The 21,492-nt window shown below is 35.6% G+C and carries 20 protein-coding genes and 1 pseudogene; 11 read left to right on the forward strand and 10 right to left on the reverse strand.

The window, feature by feature from the left end:
• The gene (locus tag BMW63_RS10930; RefSeq protein ID WP_074723508.1) at positions 1-1,464 is read left to right on the forward strand and encodes an alanine/glycine:cation symporter family protein; all 1,464 of its coding nucleotides are present in this window, start codon (positions 1-3) and stop codon (positions 1,462-1,464) included.
• A gap of 169 nt (positions 1,465-1,633) precedes the next feature.
• Positions 1,634-3,268 (forward strand): ABC-F family ATP-binding cassette domain-containing protein, encoded by a 1,635-nt coding sequence (locus BMW63_RS10935; protein WP_074723509.1) that lies wholly within the window; start codon positions 1,634-1,636, stop codon positions 3,266-3,268.
• Positions 3,269-3,380: 112 nt separating this feature from the next.
• Here BMW63_RS10935 and BMW63_RS10940 read toward each other — a convergent pair whose 3' ends face one another.
• Positions 3,381-3,665 (reverse strand): GNAT family N-acetyltransferase, encoded by a 285-nt coding sequence (locus BMW63_RS10940; RefSeq protein ID WP_074723593.1) that lies wholly within the window; start codon positions 3,663-3,665, stop codon positions 3,381-3,383.
• Positions 3,666-4,471: 806 nt separating this feature from the next.
• Between BMW63_RS10940 and BMW63_RS10945 the strand changes: the two genes are divergently transcribed.
• From BMW63_RS10945 to BMW63_RS10955, 3 genes are read left to right on the forward strand one after another with little or no spacing between them, the layout of a single operon-like run.
• A complete protein-coding gene (locus BMW63_RS10945) occupies positions 4,472-5,146 on the forward strand; it encodes an alpha/beta hydrolase (RefSeq protein WP_074723510.1) in 675 nt (224 codons plus the stop codon).
• A gap of 37 nt (positions 5,147-5,183) precedes the next feature.
• Positions 5,184-6,083, forward strand: coding sequence for a lytic transglycosylase domain-containing protein (locus tag BMW63_RS10950; protein WP_074723594.1), 900 nt, complete (start codon positions 5,184-5,186; stop codon positions 6,081-6,083).
• A gap of 17 nt (positions 6,084-6,100) precedes the next feature.
• A complete protein-coding gene (locus BMW63_RS10955) occupies positions 6,101-6,466 on the forward strand; it encodes a sulfite exporter TauE/SafE family protein (RefSeq protein ID WP_074723595.1) in 366 nt (121 codons plus the stop codon).
• 161 nt (positions 6,467-6,627) lie between these two features.
• On the opposite strand, the gene BMW63_RS10960 is transcribed toward BMW63_RS10955, so the two are convergent.
• Positions 6,628-7,143 carry a hypothetical protein gene (locus BMW63_RS10960; protein ID WP_074723511.1) on the reverse strand — a complete coding sequence of 172 codons (516 nt, stop codon included), beginning with the start codon at positions 7,141-7,143 and terminating at the stop codon, positions 6,628-6,630.
• A gap of 164 nt (positions 7,144-7,307) precedes the next feature.
• Between BMW63_RS10960 and rpmH the strand changes: the two genes are divergently transcribed.
• Both rpmH and carB read left to right on the forward strand, forming a co-directional pair.
• Positions 7,308-7,469: a 50S ribosomal protein L34 gene (gene rpmH / locus BMW63_RS10965; protein ID WP_074723512.1), complete on the forward strand. Its 162-nt coding sequence runs from the start codon at positions 7,308-7,310 to the stop codon at positions 7,467-7,469.
• A 156-nt stretch (positions 7,470-7,625) separates the two neighbouring features.
• Positions 7,626-10,478, forward strand: coding sequence for a carbamoyl-phosphate synthase large subunit (gene carB, locus BMW63_RS10970; protein ID WP_074723513.1), 2,853 nt, complete (start codon positions 7,626-7,628; stop codon positions 10,476-10,478).
• Positions 10,479-10,629: 151 nt separating this feature from the next.
• Here carB and BMW63_RS10975 read toward each other — a convergent pair whose 3' ends face one another.
• The 8 genes and pseudogenes from BMW63_RS10975 to BMW63_RS11010 all read right to left on the reverse strand — a co-directional run bounded on the left by BMW63_RS10975 (position 10,630) and on the right by BMW63_RS11010 (position 16,620).
• Positions 10,630-10,938 carry a DUF3784 domain-containing protein gene (locus BMW63_RS10975; RefSeq protein ID WP_074723514.1) on the reverse strand — a complete coding sequence of 103 codons (309 nt, stop codon included), beginning with the start codon at positions 10,936-10,938 and terminating at the stop codon, positions 10,630-10,632.
• A 29-nt stretch (positions 10,939-10,967) separates the two neighbouring features.
• A complete protein-coding gene (locus BMW63_RS10980) occupies positions 10,968-12,008 on the reverse strand; it encodes a zinc-dependent alcohol dehydrogenase family protein (protein WP_074723515.1) in 1,041 nt (346 codons plus the stop codon).
• Positions 12,009-12,202: 194 nt separating this feature from the next.
• Complete coding sequence (locus BMW63_RS10985; protein WP_074723516.1) at positions 12,203-12,643, reverse strand: GNAT family N-acetyltransferase; 441 nt, start codon at positions 12,641-12,643, stop codon at positions 12,203-12,205.
• A complete protein-coding gene (locus BMW63_RS10990) occupies positions 12,643-13,536 on the reverse strand; it encodes a DUF808 domain-containing protein (RefSeq protein WP_074723517.1) in 894 nt (297 codons plus the stop codon). The genes BMW63_RS10985 and BMW63_RS10990 overlap by 1 nt, the downstream gene beginning before the upstream one ends.
• Before the next feature lie 6 nt (positions 13,537-13,542).
• A pseudogene (locus tag BMW63_RS10995) lies at positions 13,543-14,432 on the reverse strand (dienelactone hydrolase family protein).
• Between the two features lie 38 nt (positions 14,433-14,470).
• Positions 14,471-15,154, reverse strand: coding sequence for a nitroreductase family protein (locus BMW63_RS11000; protein WP_074723518.1), 684 nt, complete (start codon positions 15,152-15,154; stop codon positions 14,471-14,473).
• 135 nt (positions 15,155-15,289) lie between these two features.
• Positions 15,290-15,940, reverse strand: a complete 651-nt coding sequence (locus tag BMW63_RS11005; protein WP_074723596.1) for a dienelactone hydrolase family protein — start codon at positions 15,938-15,940, stop codon at positions 15,290-15,292.
• A gap of 56 nt (positions 15,941-15,996) precedes the next feature.
• On the reverse strand, positions 15,997-16,620 hold the full coding sequence (locus BMW63_RS11010; RefSeq protein ID WP_074723519.1) for a phosphoribosyltransferase: 624 nt from the start codon (positions 16,618-16,620) through the stop codon (positions 15,997-15,999).
• Positions 16,621-17,178: 558 nt separating this feature from the next.
• Here BMW63_RS11010 and BMW63_RS11015 point away from each other — a divergent pair.
• The 4 genes from BMW63_RS11015 (at position 17,179) to BMW63_RS11030 (ending at position 21,454) form a co-directional block, all read left to right on the forward strand.
• Positions 17,179-18,144, forward strand: coding sequence for an ion channel (locus BMW63_RS11015; protein WP_074723520.1), 966 nt, complete (start codon positions 17,179-17,181; stop codon positions 18,142-18,144).
• Between the two features lie 67 nt (positions 18,145-18,211).
• Positions 18,212-19,108 (forward strand): MerR family transcriptional regulator, encoded by an 897-nt coding sequence (locus tag BMW63_RS11020; protein ID WP_074723521.1) that lies wholly within the window; start codon positions 18,212-18,214, stop codon positions 19,106-19,108.
• 34 nt (positions 19,109-19,142) lie between these two features.
• Entirely contained in the window at positions 19,143-20,612 is a 1,470-nt protein-coding gene (locus tag BMW63_RS11025) for a phytoene desaturase family protein (RefSeq protein ID WP_074723522.1), read from the forward strand.
• A gap of 2 nt (positions 20,613-20,614) precedes the next feature.
• Positions 20,615-21,454 (forward strand): phytoene/squalene synthase family protein, encoded by an 840-nt coding sequence (locus BMW63_RS11030; RefSeq protein ID WP_074723523.1) that lies wholly within the window; start codon positions 20,615-20,617, stop codon positions 21,452-21,454.
• The last annotated feature ends 38 nt before the right edge of the window (positions 21,455-21,492 follow it).

Raw genomic sequence — 21,492 nt, forward strand, 5'->3', positions numbered from 1 at the left:
ATGGAAGAGGTTATTGGAATGTTAAATGATATTATTTGGAGTAATGCCTTAATCGTTTTGTGTTTAGGAACGGGGCTTTATTTTTCTATAAGAACACGTTTTTTGCAAGTGCGTCATATCAAAGAGATGTTCCGATTGTTATTTGATGGTAAAAGTTCAGAATCTGGAGTTTCTTCTTTTCAGGCATTATCAATGTCTTTGGCAGGTAGAGTAGGTACAGGTAATATTGCAGGGGTAGCTACGGCAATTGCTTTTGGAGGTCCCGGAGCTTTGTTCTGGATGTGGATGGTTGCTTTTTTAGGAGCAAGCACTGCTTTTGTAGAGGCGACTTTGGCACAAATATATAAAGAGAAACATTTAGGTGAATTCCGTGGTGGACCTGCTTTTTATATTGAAAGAGGGCTAGGTGTAAAATGGTTTGGTATCTTGTTTGCGATAGTTTCGATTATTTCGGCAGGTGTATTGTTGCCTGGTGTTCAAGCTAATTCTGTTGCCGACGGAATACAGAATGCATTCGAAATCGAAACTTGGAAATCAGGAATAGTAGTAGCGTTAATATTTGGAGCTATTGTGTTTGGCGGTGTGAAAAGAATCGCAAAATTCACGGAATTTGTCGTTCCGATAATGGCTATTGGTTACATTCTGATCGTATTGGTAATCATCGCGATCGATATCGATCAACTTCCAGGGGTTATCGCCTTAGTTTTTAAAAGTGCTTTTAATATGGAAGCTGGTTTTGGAGCTGTTTTTGGTTTAGCTATTCAATGGGGTGTGAAAAGAGGGATTTATTCTAATGAAGCAGGTCAAGGGACGGCGCCACATATTGCTGCTGCAGCAAATGTTTCGCATCCTACTAAACAAGGTTTAGTACAATCATTCTCGGTTTATATCGATACTTTATTAGTGTGTTCAGCTACTGGATTTATGTTGCTGATCACTGGTAAATACAATGTTCAAAATCCTGTGTTAGGAGCTGATGGTGCTACGCAGTTTTTATATCAGGGAGCAGAAAATGTTTCTGCAGGACCTGGGTTTACACAAAGCGCGATGGATAGTGTTTTTCCTGGTTTTGGTTCTTATTTTGTTGCTATTGCGTTATTTTTCTTCGCATTTACTACGATTTTAGCCTATTACTATATAGCAGAAACAAATATCGCTTATTTGACAAGGAATTTGAATTCTCCTATTTACAGTCATTTACTTAAGGTATTGATGATGGTAGTTATTATGTATGGTTCTATTAATCAGGCAAAATTAGCTTGGAATATTGGAGATTTAGGAGTGGGATTAATGGCTTGGTTTAATATTATTGCTATTATTCTGCTGCAAAAGCCAGCATTGTTGGCCTTGAAGGATTACGAAAAACAACGAAAGGCAGGCAAGGACCCTGTATTTAATCCAGAGGATATTGGTGTTTCAAATGCCCATATATGGAATACGATAAATAAAAATAAAGAAGAGTAGTTCATTTTTACTACTGCCTTTAAAAGCTTCTAGAGATCAGATTTTATTCTGTTTCTAGAAGCTTTTATTTTTTAGCGAACAAACTACTTAATTAATCTATCTTTGCACTTTTAAAAAATAACTCGGTTTTCAAATTGATGATCAGCCGAATTTACAAATCTATAATTCAATGATTACAGTTAACGATATTTCAGTACAGTTTGGTGGAACTACCCTTTTTAGCGATGTTTCTTTTGCTATTAATGAAAATGATAAGATTGCCCTTATGGGTAAAAATGGAGCAGGAAAGTCAACACTTCTTAAAATTATTGCTGGGCAAAGCAAACCGTCAACAGGGAATATCTCTGCACCAAAAGAGGCTGTAGTAGCTTATTTGCCTCAGCATTTGTTGACTACTGATGGGGCTACGGTTATTGAAGAAACTTCTAAAGCATTTGGCGAAATTTTCGGCATGAAAGCGGAGATAGATGAAATCAACGAGCAATTGACGATTCGTACGGATTATGAAAGTGATGCGTACATGAAGTTGATTGAGCGCGTTTCTGATTTAAGTGAGAAATTCTACGCAATTGAAGAAGTAAATTATGAAGCTGAAATAGAGAAAATATTAATAGGATTGGGTTTTGTTCGTGAAGATTTTACAAGACAAACTTCTGAATTTTCTGGAGGATGGAGAATGCGAATTGAGTTGGCTAAAATACTTTTGCAAAAACCAGATTTGATTTTGCTCGATGAGCCTACCAATCATATGGATATTGAAAGTATTCAATGGTTAGAGGATTTCTTGATTAATTCGGCCAAAGCGGTGGTGGTGATTTCACATGACAGGGCCTTTGTTGATAATATTACGAATCGTACCATAGAAGTAACTATGGGGCGTATTTATGATTATAAAGCCAAGTATTCTCATTATTTAGAATTGCGTAAAGACCGTCGTATGCATCAGCAAAAAGCTTACGATGAACAACAACGTATGATTGCGGATAATAGAACTTTTATTGACCGTTTTAAAGGGACTTTTTCTAAAACGGATGCCGTTCAATCGCGTGTTAAAATGTTAGAGAAGCTGGTTATCGTACAAGTGGATGAAGTAGATACTTCGGCATTGAAATTAAAATTTCCTGCAGCGGTTCGTTCTGGACAGTACCCAGTAATTGTAAAAGATTTGTCAAAAGCATATGGAGACCATGTAGTTTTCAAGGATGCGAATATTGTTATTGAAAGAGGAGAGAAGGTTGCTTTCGTTGGAAAAAATGGTGAAGGTAAGTCAACCATGATTAAAGCCATCATGAAAGAAATTGGTATTGATGCAGGAAGTCTAGAGATTGGTCATAATGCGCAAATTGGTTATTTCGCTCAAAATCAAGCGTCTTTATTAAATGAAAATGCTACTATTTTTGAAACCATTGATGATATTGCAGTAGGAGATGTTAGAACTAAAATAAAGGATATCTTAGGCGCTTTCATGTTTCATGGAGATGATGTGACTAAAAAAGTAAAAGTCCTTTCTGGTGGAGAGAAAACGCGTTTGGCAATGATAAAACTATTGTTGGAACCAGTTAACTTGTTGATTCTGGATGAACCTTCAAATCACTTGGATATGAAGACTAAAGACATCATTAAAGATGCGCTACGTGATTTTGACGGGACTTTGATCTTGGTTTCTCACGACAGGGATTTCCTTGACGGATTAGCGACAAAGGTTTTTGAATTTGGAAATAAAAGAGTAGTAGAGCATTTTGAAGATATTACAGGTTTCTTAGCACACAAGAAAATGGATAGTATGAAGGAAATCGAAAAATAATTTTTTATCTAATTATAAAAAAGGCATAAGTTGATTCTTGTGCCTTTTTTTGTTAAACTAGATATTAGTAAAAAAAGCGTTTGAACATACTAAATGATACAGCCGCTTTTTCTTAAAGCCTAATTCCAGGAGGAAGCAGTTCTTTGTAAATGGGGTTCTTTTTAAAGAATACCACGATTTTCGGAAGTATTGGAACTACTTTTAATTTTCGTTCAATGGCAATTGCCATTATTTCAGAAAGTAACTGAGCTACAAATTCTTCATTTTCAAATTGATCTGGTGTATTTATTTTTGTCAAAAATATTTTTTTTTCTTGAAAAGAATATTCAACTGAAACTAACCCTTCTTCTACTGTAGTTTCAAATTGTCTTGCGAAAGTATTGTCTTTGATTTCCATGATGATATTAGATTGTTCCATATTGTTTGTTTAAGTATTTATGACCTGGGTAATGTTTATCCAAGTTTTATTATTGAGGATTTATTGGTATTTTAACCAATAAATTTTTTAGATTTAGTGTTGTTTTTATTTCAAATTAATAAAAACCAACCGCTTTCTTGATTGCTTCTGGCTATCAAAACTTGGTTATTTAATGCTAATGACCCTAAGTAAAAAAAAACAGATAAACGCCGTTTTATAGTGAAGTGTACCTTATGTATTGTGGTAGTGTTGTTTTCTAAAATTAAAAAAATTAAAAAAAGTTTGTCAATGAACCAATATTATATTTATAGTGTTATGTTTTTTTTATAAAAAAACCTTTACAAAGGTATCGCTTTGCTTCTCAGTATCAAATTATTTTAACTTATAACTTAATGTTAACTTACTCTTTGTCAGTAAACATAGATCCTTACAGTGTTTTTGTAAGTTAATTTTGGCTCGTATTAATTTCGCAGTGTTCTACTCTTGTTAGGGTACTTATGGCCTGAATCACTTATCCACTTTTAATACTTTATTACCGAATGGAGTTTTAATATTTTAAGATAAATTGGAAGGGAATGGCATAAATATCCAAAGGAAAGGTAGCAATTGATCTTAGGTTATCCTAAAGCTGCTATGCCTTCAGTTTTAGATTTCTGAAGTGAATTAGTCATAATTTAATGCTAATATAAAGGAAGATTCGAAGTTGGTTTCAATAAAAAAATTAATTTTATAGGAAATTTGTAATAATTAGATGGCAATCTGTTGTAAAATTAGGGAACACAATTATGAGTAAAATACCAGTTTATTTTATGCCGGGATTAGCGGCCAGTGCTGCAATTTTTGAGAGAATACAACTTCCTGAAGCTGATTTTGAAGTACATCTTTTAGAATGGGAGATTCCGCTGGCTAAAGAGTCTTTGGACGATTATGCCAAGAGAATTGCCAAAAAAATCAAACGTGAAAACCCGGTGTTAATCGGAGTTTCGTTTGGCGGTATTCTGGTTCAGGAAATGGCAAAACATATCAATACGAGAAAAGTAATCATCATCTCGAGTGTAAAAAGCAATTTGGAGTTCCCCCGAAGGATGAAAATCGCCAAGACCACTAAGGCTTACAAACTGATTCCGATGAGCTTGATATTAAATTTGGAGAACTTAGCCAAGTTTTCCTTTGGTACAAAGATCAATCATAGATTAAAATTATATGAAAAATTCCTGTCAGTTCGTGATATCGGTTATTTAGAATGGGCAGTAGAGAAAGTAATTCTTTGGGATAGGACAGTCGTTGATGAAAGCGTAATCCATATTCATGGTGATATGGATGATGTTTTTCCAATAAAGTATATCAAAGAATGTACCGTAGTAGAGGGAGGAACCCATATCATGATTTTGAATAAATACAGGTGGTTTAATGCTAATTTGGCAGCTGTTATTTTAGATACAAAGGCAACTGTGGATTGATTGTTGCTGCCTGATATACATGCTAAAAACGAGAAAAATGAAAAGAATAGAAAGAATAAGTATCATCCTTACAATAGTTTTTGCAAGTGGTCTTTTGATTTTTGCGACTGCTTATGAACCCAAAGACAAAATAGATAAAGATAAAGCTTATGTGTCTTCCTATTTTCCTGCCACGGCTAATTTTGCAGGAGAAGCGACACCGCTGAGAATTTCGGATGTCAAAGAACGCTTGGATCGAGAGTTGGTCGTGAACATAAATCTTCATGCTTCCACTATTTTAGCAATAAAAAGAGCGAACCGAGCTTTCCCTGTTATTGAACCCATTCTTAAAGAAAACGGTATTCCTGATGATTTTAAGTATCTAGCAGTGATAGAAAGTGGTTTGGTCAATGCAGTATCTGGTGCCGGTGCGAGAGGAGTATGGCAATTTATGCCTGAAACAGCTAAGGAAAGAGGGATGGAAGTGAATGATATTGTTGATGAGCGCTACGATTTAGAAAAATCGACACAGGCAGCTTGTAGTTATTTTTTAATTGCGAAAGCAAAATTTGGAACCTGGACATTAGCTGCTGCCTCATATAATGGAGGAATGGCTGGGGTGAATAGGCAAATGGATATTCAAAAAGAATCCAATTACTATGATTTGCTGCTTACCGAGGAGACGTCTCGTTATGTATTCCGAATTTTAGCACTAAAGGAAATTATGAAAAATCCTGAAAAATATGGGTTCTCTTTGGCAGACGAAGAATTATATACGATATTGCCAACCAAAAAAATTGCCGTGGACAGTACCGTTTTGGACTTAGCCGATTTTGCCAAAGCACAGGGTATAAACTATAAGATTTTGAAAATTCACAATCCTTGGCTGAGGGATAAAAAATTAGAAAATCCAACCAATAAAAAATATACAATCGAAATTCCATTAAGTGGATATTAATCTAAAACGACATGAAAATGACGATTCAAACTATAATTTTGTTAATGTGCATTGGTTTGACTGCTGGCGTTTTGAGTGGATTAATTGGAATAGGAGGAGGGATTATAATGGTTCCGCTTTTGTTGTTGATGGGATTTACACAAACACAGGCCCAGGGAACTAGTTTAGCTGCTTTATTGCCGCCAGTTACCTTGCTTGCCGTAATAAATTATCATAAAGCGGGATTTATAGATTGGCGCTTTGCCATCATAATTTCACTGGTGTTTGTGGTAGGCGGTTATTTCGGAAGTAAATTGGCTATTCATATTGATCAAAAAATATTAAAGAGAGTTTTTGCAGTTACTTTATTGGTTATTGGAGGATTTCTTCTCTTTGAAAAATGACGAAAGGAAAAGGTGGTAGAGTACCTTGCTTTTGGAGATTGTATAAAAAAATGCAGCTTCGCAGTTACTATTTTTCAATAGACCTGCGAAGCTGCGTTTTTTATCACAGAGATTAAGTATAATAAAAAAGGGCAAAATGAAATCATTTGCCCTTTTTTAAATTATATCTTTTTCATTTGACCTTTCATCATGGTAATCTGTTCTTTCAGCATACCTTGTTTGTCTAGTCTTTTTGCTTCGTTAAGAAGGTTAGTGGCTTCTAGCTTTCTTCTTCTTGACATCGCAACTCCTGCCAGATTCAATTTGGCAACAGCCAAGTCCATATCCATAGACAATCCCAATTCGATTGCTTTTTTGAAATATTTCTCTGCTTGATTGATATTAGTTTGCGAAAGCATGATTCCATGTAGGTAATTGAAGTACCCTTGTTGTTTTCTTACTAAAGCAGATTCTGGATTTTTAATGAATGACAACCATTTTTTTGCTCCTTCAAAATCTTGTTTTCTTAGTTTTAAGAATGCTAAAAGGATGAATTCATTTTTGAAATAAAGGAAAATCGGAATTGCAGTCAATAATATAAGGAAAATCCCATTGCCGATATTGTTTTCAGTAAATTGCCAAATGCCAGTAATTACGAGAAGTCCGGCGATAATAAGTTTGATATTCTTGTGAAACATAGTGAGTTTGTTTTATGAACGCAAATATAGTAAAATGAATTGAAAATATTTTTACAAAACTACTTGTGAGAAAAAAAAGTCTTTGTATATTTGCACTCGGTTTTAGGGTAACAGATATTCAAAAACGGGAAGACATATAAATAAGATTTTAAAGATACAAAGCAATGAGCAAAAGAACGTTTCAACCATCGAAAAGAAAAAGAAGAAATAAGCACGGATTCATGGACAGAATGGAGACTCCGAATGGAAGAAAAGTTCTTGCTAGAAGAAGAGCTAAAGGAAGACATAAATTGACTGTTTCTTGCGAACCAAGACACAAAAAATAATGTTTGTATAAACATAAATAAGGCGTTACTTTTTTTAGTATCGCCTTTTTTTATACCTAATCGTTAAAATTTAATGAAGGTTCGGGGTTAAGGTATTTAAGTTCAGTAACTTTAGCCTTTCTAAAAATAACTACACAACACAATAATTTCAATACAATGCCAAAAGATACATCCATAAAATCAGTCTTAATTATAGGTTCAGGTCCTATTGTTATTGGTCAAGCATGTGAATTTGATTATGCAGGATCACAATCAGCTCGTTCTATCCGTGAGGAAGGAATTGAGGTTATCCTTATAAATTCGAATCCGGCTACGATTATGACCGACCCATCCATGGCCGATCATATTTATTTGAAACCCCTAACAACTAAGTCGATCATTGAAATTCTAAAAGCACATCCTCAAATCGATGCTGTCTTACCTACTATGGGTGGACAAACGGCTTTGAACTTGTGTTTAGAAGCAGATGAAAAAGGAATTTGGCAGGATTTCGGAGTAAGAATGATAGGTGTTGATGTAAACGCTATTAATATTACTGAGGACAGAGAGCAGTTTAAACAATTGCTTAAGAAAATTGGAGTACCGTCTGCACCTGCAGAGATATGTACTTCTTACCTTAGAGGTAAAGAGATTGCACAGGAATTTGGTTTCCCGTTAGTGATTCGTCCTTCTTTTACTTTAGGAGGAACTGGAGCAGCTATTGTGTATAAAAAAGAAGATTTTGATGAACTTTTAACCAGAGGTTTAGAAGCATCACCCATTCATGAGGTGTTGATTGATAAAGCTTTAATGGGTTGGAAAGAATATGAGTTGGAGCTCTTGAGAGATAAAAACGACAATGTTGTAATTATCTGTTCGATCGAAAATATGGATCCTATGGGAATTCATACTGGAGATTCCATCACAGTGGCGCCAGCTATGACGTTATCTGATCCGACTTTCCAAAGAATGCGTGATTATGCAATTTTGATGATGCGTAGTATTGGTAATTTTGCAGGAGGTTGTAACGTGCAGTTTGCCGTTTCGCCTGATGAAAAAGAAGATATCGTAGCAATTGAAATTAACCCTCGTGTATCGCGTTCTTCTGCATTAGCGTCTAAAGCAACCGGTTATCCTATTGCAAAGATTGCTACCAAATTAGCTTTGGGGTACAACTTAGATGAATTACAAAATCAAATTACCAAATCGACTTCGGCTTTATTCGAACCGACTTTGGATTATGTAATTGTAAAAATACCACGTTGGAACTTTGATAAATTCGAAGGAGCTGATAGAACTTTAGGACTTCAAATGAAATCGGTTGGTGAAGTAATGGGAATTGGACGTTCGTTCCAAGAAGCCTTGCATAAAGCCACGCAATCATTAGAAATAAAAAGAAATGGTCTAGGTGCTGACGGTAAGGGATATACAAACTACGAACAAATTATCGAGAAACTGACTTTTGCAAGTTGGGATCGTGTTTTTGTGATTTATGATGCGATAGCCATGGGGATTCCTTTGAGTCGTATCCATGAAATCACTAAAATTGATATGTGGTTCTTGAAACAATACGAAGAGCTTTATACCTTAGAGAAAGAGATTTCAACGTATAAAGTAGATACTTTGCCAAAAGAATTATTGCTAGAAGCGAAACAAAAAGGTTTTGCCGACAGACAAATTGCACACATGGTAGGTTGTCTTGAAAGTCAGGTACACGCTTTGAGAATGACCATGAATGTCAATCGCATATTCAAATTAGTGGATACTTGTGCGGCAGAGTTCAAAGCAAAGACACCTTATTACTACTCGACTTTTGAAGCCGAAATTGAAAAGGCTGACGGAACACGTTATGTAGACAATGAAAGTATTGTTACTGATAAAAAGAAAATAATTGTTCTTGGGTCAGGCCCAAATAGAATTGGACAAGGAATCGAATTTGATTATTCTTGTGTACACGGAGTATTGGCTGCTCAAGAGTGTGGTTACGAAACTATCATGATCAACTGTAATCCAGAAACAGTTTCGACTGATTTTGATACAGCAGACAAGTTGTACTTCGAGCCAGTTTTCTGGGAGCATATCTACGATATTATCCAACATGAGAAACCAGAAGGAGTAATTGTACAGCTTGGTGGACAAACTGCTTTGAAATTAGCTGAAAAATTATCTAAATACGGAATAAAAATTATAGGAACCAGCTTTGATGCTTTGGATTTAGCCGAAGATAGAGGACGTTTCTCTGAATTGCTAACGGAATTAGAAATTCCTTTCCCACAATTTGGAATTGCAGAAACAGCTGATGAAGCGTCTGCTTTAGCTGATGTATTAGACTTTCCATTATTGATTCGTCCTTCTTATGTGTTGGGTGGTCAGGGAATGAAAATTGTAATCAACAAGCAAGAACTGGAAGAACATGTTGTCAATTTATTGAAAACCATTCCAGGAAACAAATTGCTTTTAGACCACTATCTTGATGGTGCGATTGAAGCTGAGGCTGATGCGATTTGCGACGGAGAAAATGTGTACATCATAGGAATTATGGAGCACATTGAACCTTGCGGAGTGCACTCTGGAGATAGTAATGCAACTTTGCCACCGTTTAATTTGGGTGAATTTGTAATGCAACAAATAAAAGACCATACTAAGAAAATTGCACTAGGTTTAAGAACTGTAGGTTTAATCAATATACAGTTTGCGATAAAAGACGATATCGTTTATATTATCGAAGCTAATCCTAGAGCATCTCGTACCGTTCCATTTATTGCAAAAGCCTACGGTGAACCTTATGTGAATTATGCGACTAAAGTTATGTTAGGCCACAATAAAGTAACGGATTTCAAATTCAACCCACAGTTGAAAGGATATGCCATCAAACAACCAGTTTTCTCTTTCAGTAAGTTCCATAATGTGAACAAAGCATTAGGACCAGAGATGAAATCAACAGGAGAAAGTATCTTGTTTATTGATGACCTGAAAGACGATCAATTCTACGAATTGTACTCTCGAAGAAAAATGTATTTGAGCAAATAAGCTTGAATTGAATATATTGAAAAGCCCCTTGATTGGGGCTTTTTTTATAGAATGAATTTTGAAATATTTATACTTTTCAAAGGATTCATACTTATGCTGTCCATAGTCTCCCGATTTTTCGCAGTGAGTTTTCAAATGGACTAGTCATAAGTCATCCTTTAATTTTGTGTTTTTTTGAATTGGATTTAATCAACAAATATGGAACTCCAATAAGTATGGAACTCCAAAAAGTATAATCTTCAATTTTTGGACTTTCAAACCATTTCGCAGTAAAAAAGCCAATAATAATTAGTAAAGCCATACCAAACATCGCATTTTTAAATACTGTTGCAATTCCTCTAATGTCCTGTTTTTTCTTTCCCTCCTTCGGCATGGTATTATAACCTGCTATTAGGAAATTCATTTTCCCGTATTTTATTAAAACACCAAGAATTATAAATAATATAGCAACTACGATCATTTTTCTATTCTGTTAATTTCGGCCATTATTTATTCATTAGTAATAATTATTTTCAACGCTTTTTCTTCTGCAGCATTTAAAAACACTTGATACGCATGCTCAAGTTCAGAAAGAGGGAAACGATGTGTAATCATTTTCTTTAAATCTATACTATTACTTGAAACTGCTTTTAATAGCATCGGAGTTGTATTTGTGTTTACAAGTCCAGTAGTTATGGTTAGGTTTTTAATCCACAGTTTTTGAATATCAAAATCTACTTTTACACCATGAACGCCTACATTGGCAATGTGAGCTCCTGGTTTAACTATTTTTTGACAAATATCCCAAGTTGAAGGAATACCAACCGCTTCAATAGCCACATCTACACCATCACCACCCACTATTTCTTTAACGGCTTCTTCAACATTTGTAGTTCCAGAATTAATAGTATGTGTAGCACCTAATTCTTTGGCTAACTTAAGGCGGTTGTCATCTAAATCAATCATGATTATTTTAGAGGGAGAGTAGAACTGCGCTGTTAAAAGGACAGACATCCCTACCGGACCTGCGCCAACTATTGCAATTTCATCGCCAGGCTTTACGTTTCCGTATTGAACCCCTATTTCATGGCCTGTTGGCAGAATATCGCTTAACAAAACGGCTATTTCATCATCAATGCTTTCAGGGATTCTATGTAAGCTATTATCAGCATGCGGAATTCTAACATATTCTGCTTGAACGCCATCAATCATATATCCTAAGATCCAACCTCCATCAGTACAATGAGCATACATTTGTTTTTTACAATATTCGCAAGAACCACAAGAGGTAATACATGAGATTAATACTTTTTCTCCCTTTTTAAACTGCGATACACTAGGACCAACTTCTTCAATAATACCTATTCCTTCATGACCAAGAATACGTCCACTTTCAATTTCGGGATTTTTACCTTTGTAAATACCTAAGTCTGTTCCACAAATAGTTGTTTTTAATACTTTTACAATTACATCTGTTGGTTTTATGATTGTTGGTTTAGGTCTTTCTTCTAAAGCGATTTTATGATCGCCATAATAAACTAATGCTTTCATTTTTTTTCTGTTTTTAGATTTTATTAAAGATAGTCAACTTTTATAGATGTACTACCCAATAGCGTATATTTCTAAAATTAAACACATACTATTTTATTTAATTACTATTCTCAGTTCTTATAGGAGTTTGAATTTCAGTTCTTTTACTGTGATTGTGTTATGGTACATCTTGTAGTCGTGGATATTTATAGCTTTTAATTTGCTACTCGAATTCTCATGTGTTCATGAGGAATACCAACCTCCGTAAAAGGATTGTCATAGATTTCAAACCCTAAATTTAGATAAAAGGGAACGGCATTGTCTCGTGCGTGGCAAACCACTTCTTCAATTCCATTAGATTTGCAAAAAGACAGCAATTCCTTTACTAGTAATTTTCCAATGCCTTTTCCTTGCTGGTTGGTATCAACAGCCATCTGCATCAGTTGGGTTTTGGTTTTTATAGGATTTAGCGGATTCAATACCACGCATCCGATAACAGTATCATTTTCAACCGCCACAAAATGCCAGGCTTTTTCATCGTGCATTTCCCAAGTATGGTCTGGAATACCAATGGGGCGCAGTAAAATACGGTTTCTTAAATCTTGTTCATTTGGGTAAAGAGCATTGCTGGTATCGATTTGTTTTATCGCAATCATTAATTTGTAGTGTCTGGATTTTTAACGGCATTGTTTTTCTTGCCAAATATTTTTTTAAATGCTTTCACAATCACTAATGCTAAGATTCCACCAACTAGTCCAGCAAGGGATTCTCCTACTATTGAAGGCAGGTTTTGTAATAAATGATGCAGCGGTTCAATTTTGTGCATGAATATTCCTCCTGCGACCAAAATCAAAGCGATGGTTCCTACAAAGCCTAGGCTTTTAATAACTATGGGCAGTAATTGTATCAGCTGCTTACCAATAAATTTAGAGGTTTTGCTTTTATTAGCTGTTAGTAGCATTCCTAAATCGTCCATTCGTACAATCGCGGCTACAATTCCATAGACTCCTACGGTGGCTAAAAAGGCGATAAAAGTGACTACAATAATTTGGGTAGCAATCGGTTTTCCTTCTACACTACCCAAGGCTATAATCACGATTTCTATCGATAATATAAAGTCAGTTAATATGGCTGCTTTTATTTTTCCTTTTTCGAGCGTTAATACTTCCTCTTTACTAGGAATTATGGTTTCAATTTTAACGACCTCATGTTCATGAGGAATTATATATTCGTATATTTTTTCGGCACCTTCGAAAGCAAGATAAATAGCTCCTAATATAAGTACGACCGTGATTAACCACGGTACAAAATAACTTAATAGCAATGCCAGCGGTAGGATGATCAATTTATTTAACAAAGAGCCTTTTGTTATGGCCCACAATACGGGAATTTCTCTAGAGGAAACAAATCCTGATGCCTTTTCAGCATTGACAGCCAAATCATCACCTAATATTCCTGCGGTTTTTTTGGTCGCGATTTTACTCATCACCACAACGTCATCCATAAGTGCTGCAATATCGTCCAGCAGTGCAAAAATTCCTGATGCCATAATCTATTATTTGTTTAGTTTTTGTTTAAAAAAATCAATTGTTCGTGTCCATGATACCGTAGCCGCAGCTTCATCATATCTAGGGGTTGTGTTGTTGTGAAAACCATGATTGACTCTAGGATGGAAATAGCAGTATTTTCTACTTTGTTCTTTTTGAGAATGGTTTCATAGGCAGGCCAACCTTCATTTACTCGGCTATCTAATCCTGCGTAGTGCAGTAATAGCGGAGCTTTTATTTGCGCGGCTTCTTCGGTAGTGGGCTGACCACCGTAATAGGGCACCGCTGCCGCTAAAGTTGGGATTTTAACCGCCATCATATTGGCTATCCAACCTCCAAAACAAAAGCCTACAACACCTACTTGACCATTACAGTCTTTGTGAGACTTGAGATAGTCATAGGCTGCAATGAAGTCTTCGAGCATTTCTTCACGTGTCCGTTTTTTTTGTAATTCTCTTCCATCGTCGTCGTTCCCTGGATAACCGCCTAATGGAGATAAGGCATCCGGTGCTAAAGTGATGAACCCTTCTAAGGCAGCTCTTCGGGCTACATCTTCGATATAAGGGTTTAGTCCGCGATTTTCGTGTACTACGATAACTCCGGGTAGTTTCTTTTTTGTCCCCGTTGGCTGAGATAAAAGCGCCTTGATTTTTCCTCCACCTTTCGGGGATTCATAGGTCATGTATTCTGATTTTAACCTTGGATCACCAGGTTTAATCAAAATAGAATCCAAATAATTAGGCGTCATAAAACTAAGTAAGGAAGGAACAGTAAGAGCTCCTACGGCAAACAAGGATAATTTTTCAACAAACCTTCTTCTATCAATTTTGTTGTGGGCGTAGTCATCGTATAGGTCAAATACTTCCTGACTAATATCTTCTTTAGTTAATTTCTTCATAGTCCTTACATTTATATAATGGTACGCTTTTGTAGCAATCAATAGAAAACACAAATGTCTTCGAGTCCTTTTCTTTGTATGTCCGGAACCCAACAGTCTTCGGCTGGATAGCCCACTGGAATCAATAGAAAAGGTTTTTCATTTTCCGGTCGGTTTAGGGTTTTGGTCAAGAAATTCATTGGGCTAGGAGTATGGGTTAAGGAAACCAAACCAGCATTATGTATTGCTGCCAACAAAAAACCGGCGGCTATGCCCACACTTTCTTGAACATAATAATTATTTTTCTTCTTGCCGTCAGTAGCAAATTCATAAATGCGCCTAAAAACGATGATGAGGTAGGGAGCGGTTTCTAGAAAAGGCTTGCGCCAATCTGTTCCTAAAGGTTTTAAATCTTCGAGCCAATCGCTTGACATACGGGATTCATAACTTTGTTGTTCTTCTTCTTCGGCAGCGATACGGATTTGTTTTTTAATTTCGGGATTTTCGACCACGCAAAAAGTCCACGGTTGCTTGTGCGCGCCCGAAGGAGCCGTAGAAGCTGTTTTTAGTAGATTTTCAATCACTTCGCGAGGTACAGCTCGATTTGAAAATTCCCTTACTGAACGCCTGCTGTCCATAGCTTCATAAAAAGAGATGGAGCGCTCTAGCATTTCTTCGTCAGAAAGAATGGGTTTAGTGTAACTAATATAAGGATGGTCTTCAATTAATTTTTTATCGAGCATTTTGAATGTTTGTTTCTTATTGTCAAATATAAAAAAAAATGAGTCTAAATTGTAGATTTACTGCTCAAGTATGTGTTTCTTTCGAGAACTAAAAAAATCCCATGATTGGGATTTTAGAAGTATTATGATTGGAATTTAATGATACTCCTTTTCAGTTGCCAAATGTTTTTTATACCAACTAATCGCTAGATCAGAGACTTCTGAGAGTTTTCCTGGTTCTTCGAATAGGTGGGTTGCTCCGGGAACAACTTTCATTTCTTTTGTGCAATGTAATTCGTCATAAGCCGTTTTATTCATTTCGATGACAGGCATATCTCGGCCGCCTACAATTAATAAAGTTGGAGCTGTCACCTGATGCAAGGCGCTTAGGGCCAAGTCAGGTCTACCGCCGCGAGAGACCACCGCTTTTATCACATCGCCAAAATAAGCCGCTGCCCTCAATGCTGAAGCCGCTCCTGTACTGGCTCCAAAATAACCAATGGGTAAACCTTTCACTTCTTTATATTTCATAAGCCATTCAGTCGTCTCGATCAAGCGGCTGACTAATAGATCGATATTAAATCTATTTTCGTAAACGCTATCTTCTTCTACTGTCAGCAAGTCAAATAGTAAAGTACCTATTTTTTGTTTTTGAATGAGTTCAGCCACCATTCTGTTTCTGGTACTGAACCGACTACTACCACTTCCATGGGAAAACACAACAATTCCAGTTGCCCCTTCGGGAATTATTAAATTTCCTTTTAGTGTCACATAAGTTAAGGGGATGTCTAGTTCTAGTTTTTTCATAATTTTCATTCTTAGAATAAGTAATTTTTTGTCTTATATAGTATTCAAGCAATTGGTTAGGTGGTTCCTAGCATTTGGATTACTTCTTCGTCTTCAACCTGCTGAAAATCTTCATAAAATCCGCCCACGCCCCTGAAATGTTTTGAGGCGATCAAATAGACGAGTTCATCCGTTTTTTTTTCAAATAGGGGAATAGTGTCGTAGGGTAAGACTGGAACGGCAACAATTATTCTTGCAGGATGCTGTTTCCGCAACATTGCTATACTTGCTAGCAGGGTGTTTCCTGTAGCTATTCCATCATCTACGAGGATAACATTCTTATGCTTAATGACGAGGGGTTCTCTATCGCCTCTATAGCGTTTGTATTTTTCGCGAAGGACACTACGGAGTCGGACAATTTCATTTTCTACGTATTCCTTTGAGACATCAAGATGTTCATCTATAACGGTAGAATCCATCGAAACGGCGCCAATTGCAAATTCTTTATTGGAGGGATGCCCAATTTTTTTAGAAAGTACAATGTCTAAAGGGAGTTGTAAATTTTTAGCAATTTCATAACCCAGGGGTACACCTCCTCTGGGTACGGCCAAAACAACCGAATTACTATTTTTGTACTTTTTCAATTTTTTCGAAAGCAAAATGGCGGCTTCCATTCGGTTTTTTAAAATCTCGTTATACATGTCTTATTGTTTTATACGATAAAATACTACTTTTTACATAAAGGTACTGATTTTCAGTTAGTTCCGAAATGGTAATTATAAATTTATTTGTATTATAAAATTTATTCGTTGGATTTTTTGTGACAATCCCAAGGGACTGCTATTCAGTTTCTGGAACTAATAAGGAAGGTCAAACTGCCAAAAAGGATTTGCCGGTAATGTCCTCATTGAATTAGATTTTATAGACTAAAAATCAAATAAAAAGAGTTGGTGTTGCGAGTTTGGGCTGTAATTGATAACGGACTTTAAACTTTTTTCACGAAGGGGCTTGATTGTTTACCAGTTGTAAATCAACTGTATATAAAAGTTAATTGAAAAACAATATCCTTGTGTTACATTATTTCTAAGTATTCTGCTACTAAAGGGCTAATGGTTTATGCGACTCATTGTTGAAGGTGTTTTGAAGCGGATTTAATTAGGAATCTTTATCGTTGTTTATGATGGTCAGTTTATGATGGAACATAATTCTTGGATGCTAATTAATTTTATCTATTTTTGGTTTTATATAAGACATAGGAAATGGCATTGTTAGAAAGAATAAACTTAAGAGCAAAAGCAGATAAAAATACAGGATTTGGCACTAATGCTAGTAGTTATGGCGGCCGTTTTGTGAATAAAAACGGAAGCGCTAATGTAGAAAAGCGAGGGATGCCTATTTTACAGCGCATTAGCTGGTATCACACAATGATTGATATGGCAGTGTGGAGATTTATGCTGATTGTTCTCTCCTTTTATGTGAGTATCAATTTTATATTTGCCACTATTTATTATGTAATTGGGATCGAACATTTAAACGGAATTACAAGTACAGATAGTGAATGGGTAAAATTTGGACAGGCTTATTTTTTTAGCGCACAAACGTTTACCACCGTTGGTTATGGCCATATCAGTCCCACCGGTTTTTTGACCAGTGCACTTTCAGCTGCCGAGGCTTTAATAGGTTTGTTAAGTTTTGCCATTGCAACAGGATTGTTCTTTGGAAGATTTAGTAAACCCACCGCTTTTCTAAAATTCTCTCACAATGCGGTGATTGCGCCTTACGGAGAAATTTCAGGGCTGATGATACGCTTAACACCTTTTAAAAATACGAATTTTACTGATGCAGAAGCTAAAATAACTCTGGGAATGAGCATTGAAGAAAACGGAAAGAAGGTCAATAAATTCTACTCGTTGGATTTAGAATTGGAAAAGGTTAATGCACTTCCATTAAGCTGGACCTTAGTACACCCCATTACGGAAGAAAGTCCCCTATACCAATTTACAAAAGATGATTATGCTAATACGCAAGGTGAAATCCTTGTTTTTGTGAAAACGTTTGATGATATGTTTAGTAATACCGTCGCTACTCGTACTTCCTATACTTTTGAGGAAGTAATTTACGGGGCTAAATTTGAACCAATGTACACCCGAAGTACCGACAATTCTAAAACTATTTTGTATTTAGACAAACTGAATTCCTTCGAGAAAGCTCCTTTAAACGGATAGTTTTAATTTGTTTTCAGATTTATAACAAATAAATAAACTATATTTGTTTAATAAATATGAATAAATAATGAACAATATAAAAAATGTTTTTAGTATTAAGGATCTTGAAAATCTTTCTGGTATAAAAGCACACACCATACGTATTTGGGAAAAAAGATATAATGTGCTGCAACCCATGCGCACAGATACTAATATCAGATTGTATGATTTAGCGAGTTTGCAAAAACTGTTGAACATTACTTTATTACACGATTACGGATATAAAATATCTAAAATTTCTGCTTATCCAGAGGATCAAATTCCGCTGATGGTAAGGGAAATTGTATCTTCAAAGAGTGCTAAAAATCATGCTATTACCGCTTTCAAAATGGCGATGATGAACTTTGATCAAGAACTTTTTTTAAACACTTACAATTGGCTGAATGAAGAAAAGTCATTCAAGGAAATATTTCATCAGGTATTTATTCCTTTGCTTGAAGAATTAGGTTTGTTATGGCAAACTGATACTATAACTCCCGCTCACGAGCATTTTATCAGCTACTTAATCAAACAAAAAGTATTAGTCAACACAGAAAAACTTCAGGCGGAAAAACCTATTAAATTAGACAAGGTTTTTGTACTTTCACTTCCGATGAATGAAATACATGAGTTGGGGTTGATGTATCTGAATTACGAAATTTTGTTAAGTGGTTATAAAACAGTCTATTTAGGGGAGAGTATGCCCATTGATAACTTAAAAGACCTGAAAAAACATTTTGAATCCATTGTTTTTGTGTCTTATCTAACGGTTCAGCCGGAACGAAATGTAATTAACGAGTATATAGCTCAAATGACAGATGAATTATTAGATGATACTACTGAACTCTGGTATACCGGATGGTTGACTCAGTTTATTGACAAAGAAAATCTATCTGATAGAATAGTCGTTTTTAATTCTATGGCAGAATTAATAGAAAAAATATAGGTTTTGTTTAATGATTTTGTATATTTGCTAAACAATGAAAAGAAAAATTACAATTATAGGTTCTGGGTTTTCAGCATTGTCTGCTGCTTGCTATCTGGCTAAAGGAGGACACGAAGTCGTGGTTTTCGAAAAGAATGAAACAATAGGCGGTAGAGCAAGGCAATTAAAAAAAGATGGTTTTACATTTGATATGGGGCCAAGTTGGTACTGGATGCCAGATGTTTTCGATAGGTTCTTTGCTGATTTCGGTAAAAAGACAACAGATTATTATGAGCTTATAAAATTGTCTCCCGCTTATCGGGTTTACTTTGGTGTTGACGAATTTATTGCGATCGCAGATAATTTAGCAGAAATTGAGGCTACTTTTGAAGCCATCGAAAAAGGAAGCGGAAAGATCTTGCACGAATTCATAACAGAGGCAAAAAGTAACTATGATATTGCCATAAAAGATTTAGTTTACCGCCCAGGAGTATCACCGCTAGAGTTGGTAACTGTGGAAACAACGAAGAAGATAGGGCAGTTTTTCAGCAATATCAGTCGCGATGTCCGCAAGAAGTTTAAAAACGAACGATTAATACAAATTCTTGAATTCCCTGTTTTATTCCTAGGAGCAAAACCGTCTGACACGCCGTCTTTTTATAGTTTTATGAATTACGCCGATTTCGGAATGGGAACTTTTCATCCAAAAACAGGAATGTTTGACGTTGTACGAGCTATGGAAACACTCGCAAGAGAACTTGGGGTAACTTTTCATACTGATGCTAATATTGAAAAAATTATTGTCGAAAATAAAACGGCAACAGCAATTGTTGTGAACGGCGAAACGATCGCCTCAGATCTGGTTTTAAGTGGTGCTGATTATCATCATACCGAAACATTATTAGACAAGGAATATCGGGCTTACTCAGAAAAGTATTGGGATAGCCGAGTTTTCGCGCCTTCATCCTTATTGTTTTATGTAGGTTTTGATAAAAAAATAGAAAATATATCGCATCATGCCTTGTTTTTTGATGTCGATTTTTATCAGCATGCAAAGGATATATATGATGACCCTCAATGGCCAAAAGAACCCTTGTTTTATGCTAACTTCCCTTCTGTTACTGATAAGACTGCCGCTCCCGAAGGAATGGAAGCAGGTTTCTTTCTTATTCCGTTAGCACCTGGAATTAATGACTCGGAAGAGCTTAGAGAGGAGTATTTCAATAAAATAATCGATCGTTTTGAGGATTTGACTCAACAAAAGTTAAAAAATAATATTATCTTTAAGATATCGTTTTGTAAAAATGATTTTGTTAAAGAGTATAATTCATACAAAGGGAATGCCTATGGAATGGCGAACACTTTATTGCAAACGGCCTTTCTAAGACCAAAACTAAAAAGCAAAAAAGTACGTAATTTATATTTCACGGGACAATTGACCGTTCCTGGACCCGGTGTTCCACCAGCATTAATTTCAGGAAAATTAGTGTCAGATTTAATTAATAAACAATTTTTAGAGCAATAATTATGAAGCAATTATTTGACGACGTATCATTCAAATGCAGTAAGCTGGTAACAAAAAGCTATAGCACTTCATTTTCCTTGGCGGTATATATGCTTGCACCAAGTATCAGAGATGCAATATATAGCATTTATGGTTTTGTGCGGTTTGCTGATGAAATAGTGGACTCTTTTCATGGTTTTGACAAAGAAGATTTGATTAACGATTTCGAAAAAGAATATTATAAAGCCTACAATGCAGGAATAAGTTTGAACCCCATATTGAATTCCTTTCAAAGTACCGTGAAAGAATATAATATTACGGATGATCTTATTCAGGCTTTCTTAAAAAGCATGAAACTTGACTTAATCAAATCAGATTATAACAGTCTTGAAGAGTATAATGAGTACATTTATGGCTCTGCTGATGTGGTAGGATTGATGTGTCTTAAAGTTTTTGTAGCTGGTAAAGACCAGAAATATGAGCAATTAAAAGGAGAAGCCATGCGATTAGGGTCTGCTTTTCAAAAAGTAAATTTCCTAAGAGATTTGAAAGAGGACAACCTGCTATTAAATAGAAATTATTTTCCAGGGATCGATTTGAACTCTTTCGATGAAAAGGCTAAAAATGCAATTATAAAAGAAATTGAAGAGGATTTTAGGATTGCCTTCGAGGGTATTGTAAAGTTGCCTATTGAAGCTAAATTTGGAGTATATACCGCCTATGTTTATTATAAAAAATTATTAAAAAAATTAGAAAACACTCCTTATCACCAAATTGGAAATGAAAGAGTTCGGGTTTCTAATTATACCAAAGCAGCATTATTGGCACAATCTTTCGTGTCGTATAAGCTGAAACTGGTATAAGTCCACAAACACCTATTTCCAGCATTTAAAATTAATTA

The sequence above is a fragment of the Flavobacterium frigoris genome (assembly GCF_900111075.1).
Taxonomy (GTDB): Bacteria; Bacteroidota; Bacteroidia; order Flavobacteriales; family Flavobacteriaceae; genus Flavobacterium; species Flavobacterium frigoris.

Excerpts from the sequence above, each read along its gene's own strand:
- BMW63_RS11005 (WP_074723596.1), bottom strand. The coding sequence starts at position 15,940 with ATGAAAAAACTAGAACTAGACATCCCCTTAACTTATGTGACACTAAAA.
- BMW63_RS11015 (WP_074723520.1), top strand. The coding sequence starts at position 17,179 with ATGGCATTGTTAGAAAGAATAAACTTAAGAGCAAAAGCAGATAAAAAT.
- BMW63_RS10975 (WP_074723514.1), bottom strand. The coding sequence starts at position 10,938 with ATGATCGTAGTTGCTATATTATTTATAATTCTTGGTGTTTTAATAAAA.
- BMW63_RS10930 (WP_074723508.1), top strand. The coding sequence starts at position 1 with ATGGAAGAGGTTATTGGAATGTTAAATGATATTATTTGGAGTAATGCC.
- BMW63_RS11025 (WP_074723522.1), top strand. The coding sequence starts at position 19,143 with ATGAAAAGAAAAATTACAATTATAGGTTCTGGGTTTTCAGCATTGTCT.
- BMW63_RS10940 (WP_074723593.1), bottom strand. The coding sequence starts at position 3,665 with ATGGAAATCAAAGACAATACTTTCGCAAGACAATTTGAAACTACAGTA.
- BMW63_RS10985 (WP_074723516.1), bottom strand. The coding sequence starts at position 12,643 with ATGATTGCGATAAAACAAATCGATACCAGCAATGCTCTTTACCCAAAT.
- BMW63_RS10945 (WP_074723510.1), top strand. The coding sequence starts at position 4,472 with ATGAGTAAAATACCAGTTTATTTTATGCCGGGATTAGCGGCCAGTGCT.
- rpmH (WP_074723512.1), top strand. The coding sequence starts at position 7,308 with ATGAGCAAAAGAACGTTTCAACCATCGAAAAGAAAAAGAAGAAATAAG.
- BMW63_RS10935 (WP_074723509.1), top strand. The coding sequence starts at position 1,634 with ATGATTACAGTTAACGATATTTCAGTACAGTTTGGTGGAACTACCCTT.
- BMW63_RS10955 (WP_074723595.1), top strand. The coding sequence starts at position 6,101 with ATGACGATTCAAACTATAATTTTGTTAATGTGCATTGGTTTGACTGCT.
- BMW63_RS11020 (WP_074723521.1), top strand. The coding sequence starts at position 18,212 with ATGAACAATATAAAAAATGTTTTTAGTATTAAGGATCTTGAAAATCTT.
- carB (WP_074723513.1), top strand. The coding sequence starts at position 7,626 with ATGCCAAAAGATACATCCATAAAATCAGTCTTAATTATAGGTTCAGGT.
- BMW63_RS11030 (WP_074723523.1), top strand. The coding sequence starts at position 20,615 with ATGAAGCAATTATTTGACGACGTATCATTCAAATGCAGTAAGCTGGTA.
- BMW63_RS10950 (WP_074723594.1), top strand. The coding sequence starts at position 5,184 with ATGAAAAGAATAGAAAGAATAAGTATCATCCTTACAATAGTTTTTGCA.
- BMW63_RS10960 (WP_074723511.1), bottom strand. The coding sequence starts at position 7,143 with ATGTTTCACAAGAATATCAAACTTATTATCGCCGGACTTCTCGTAATT.
- BMW63_RS10990 (WP_074723517.1), bottom strand. The coding sequence starts at position 13,536 with ATGGCATCAGGAATTTTTGCACTGCTGGACGATATTGCAGCACTTATG.
- BMW63_RS10980 (WP_074723515.1), bottom strand. The coding sequence starts at position 12,008 with ATGAAAGCATTAGTTTATTATGGCGATCATAAAATCGCTTTAGAAGAA.
- BMW63_RS11000 (WP_074723518.1), bottom strand. The coding sequence starts at position 15,154 with ATGCTCGATAAAAAATTAATTGAAGACCATCCTTATATTAGTTACACT.
- BMW63_RS11010 (WP_074723519.1), bottom strand. The coding sequence starts at position 16,620 with ATGTATAACGAGATTTTAAAAAACCGAATGGAAGCCGCCATTTTGCTT.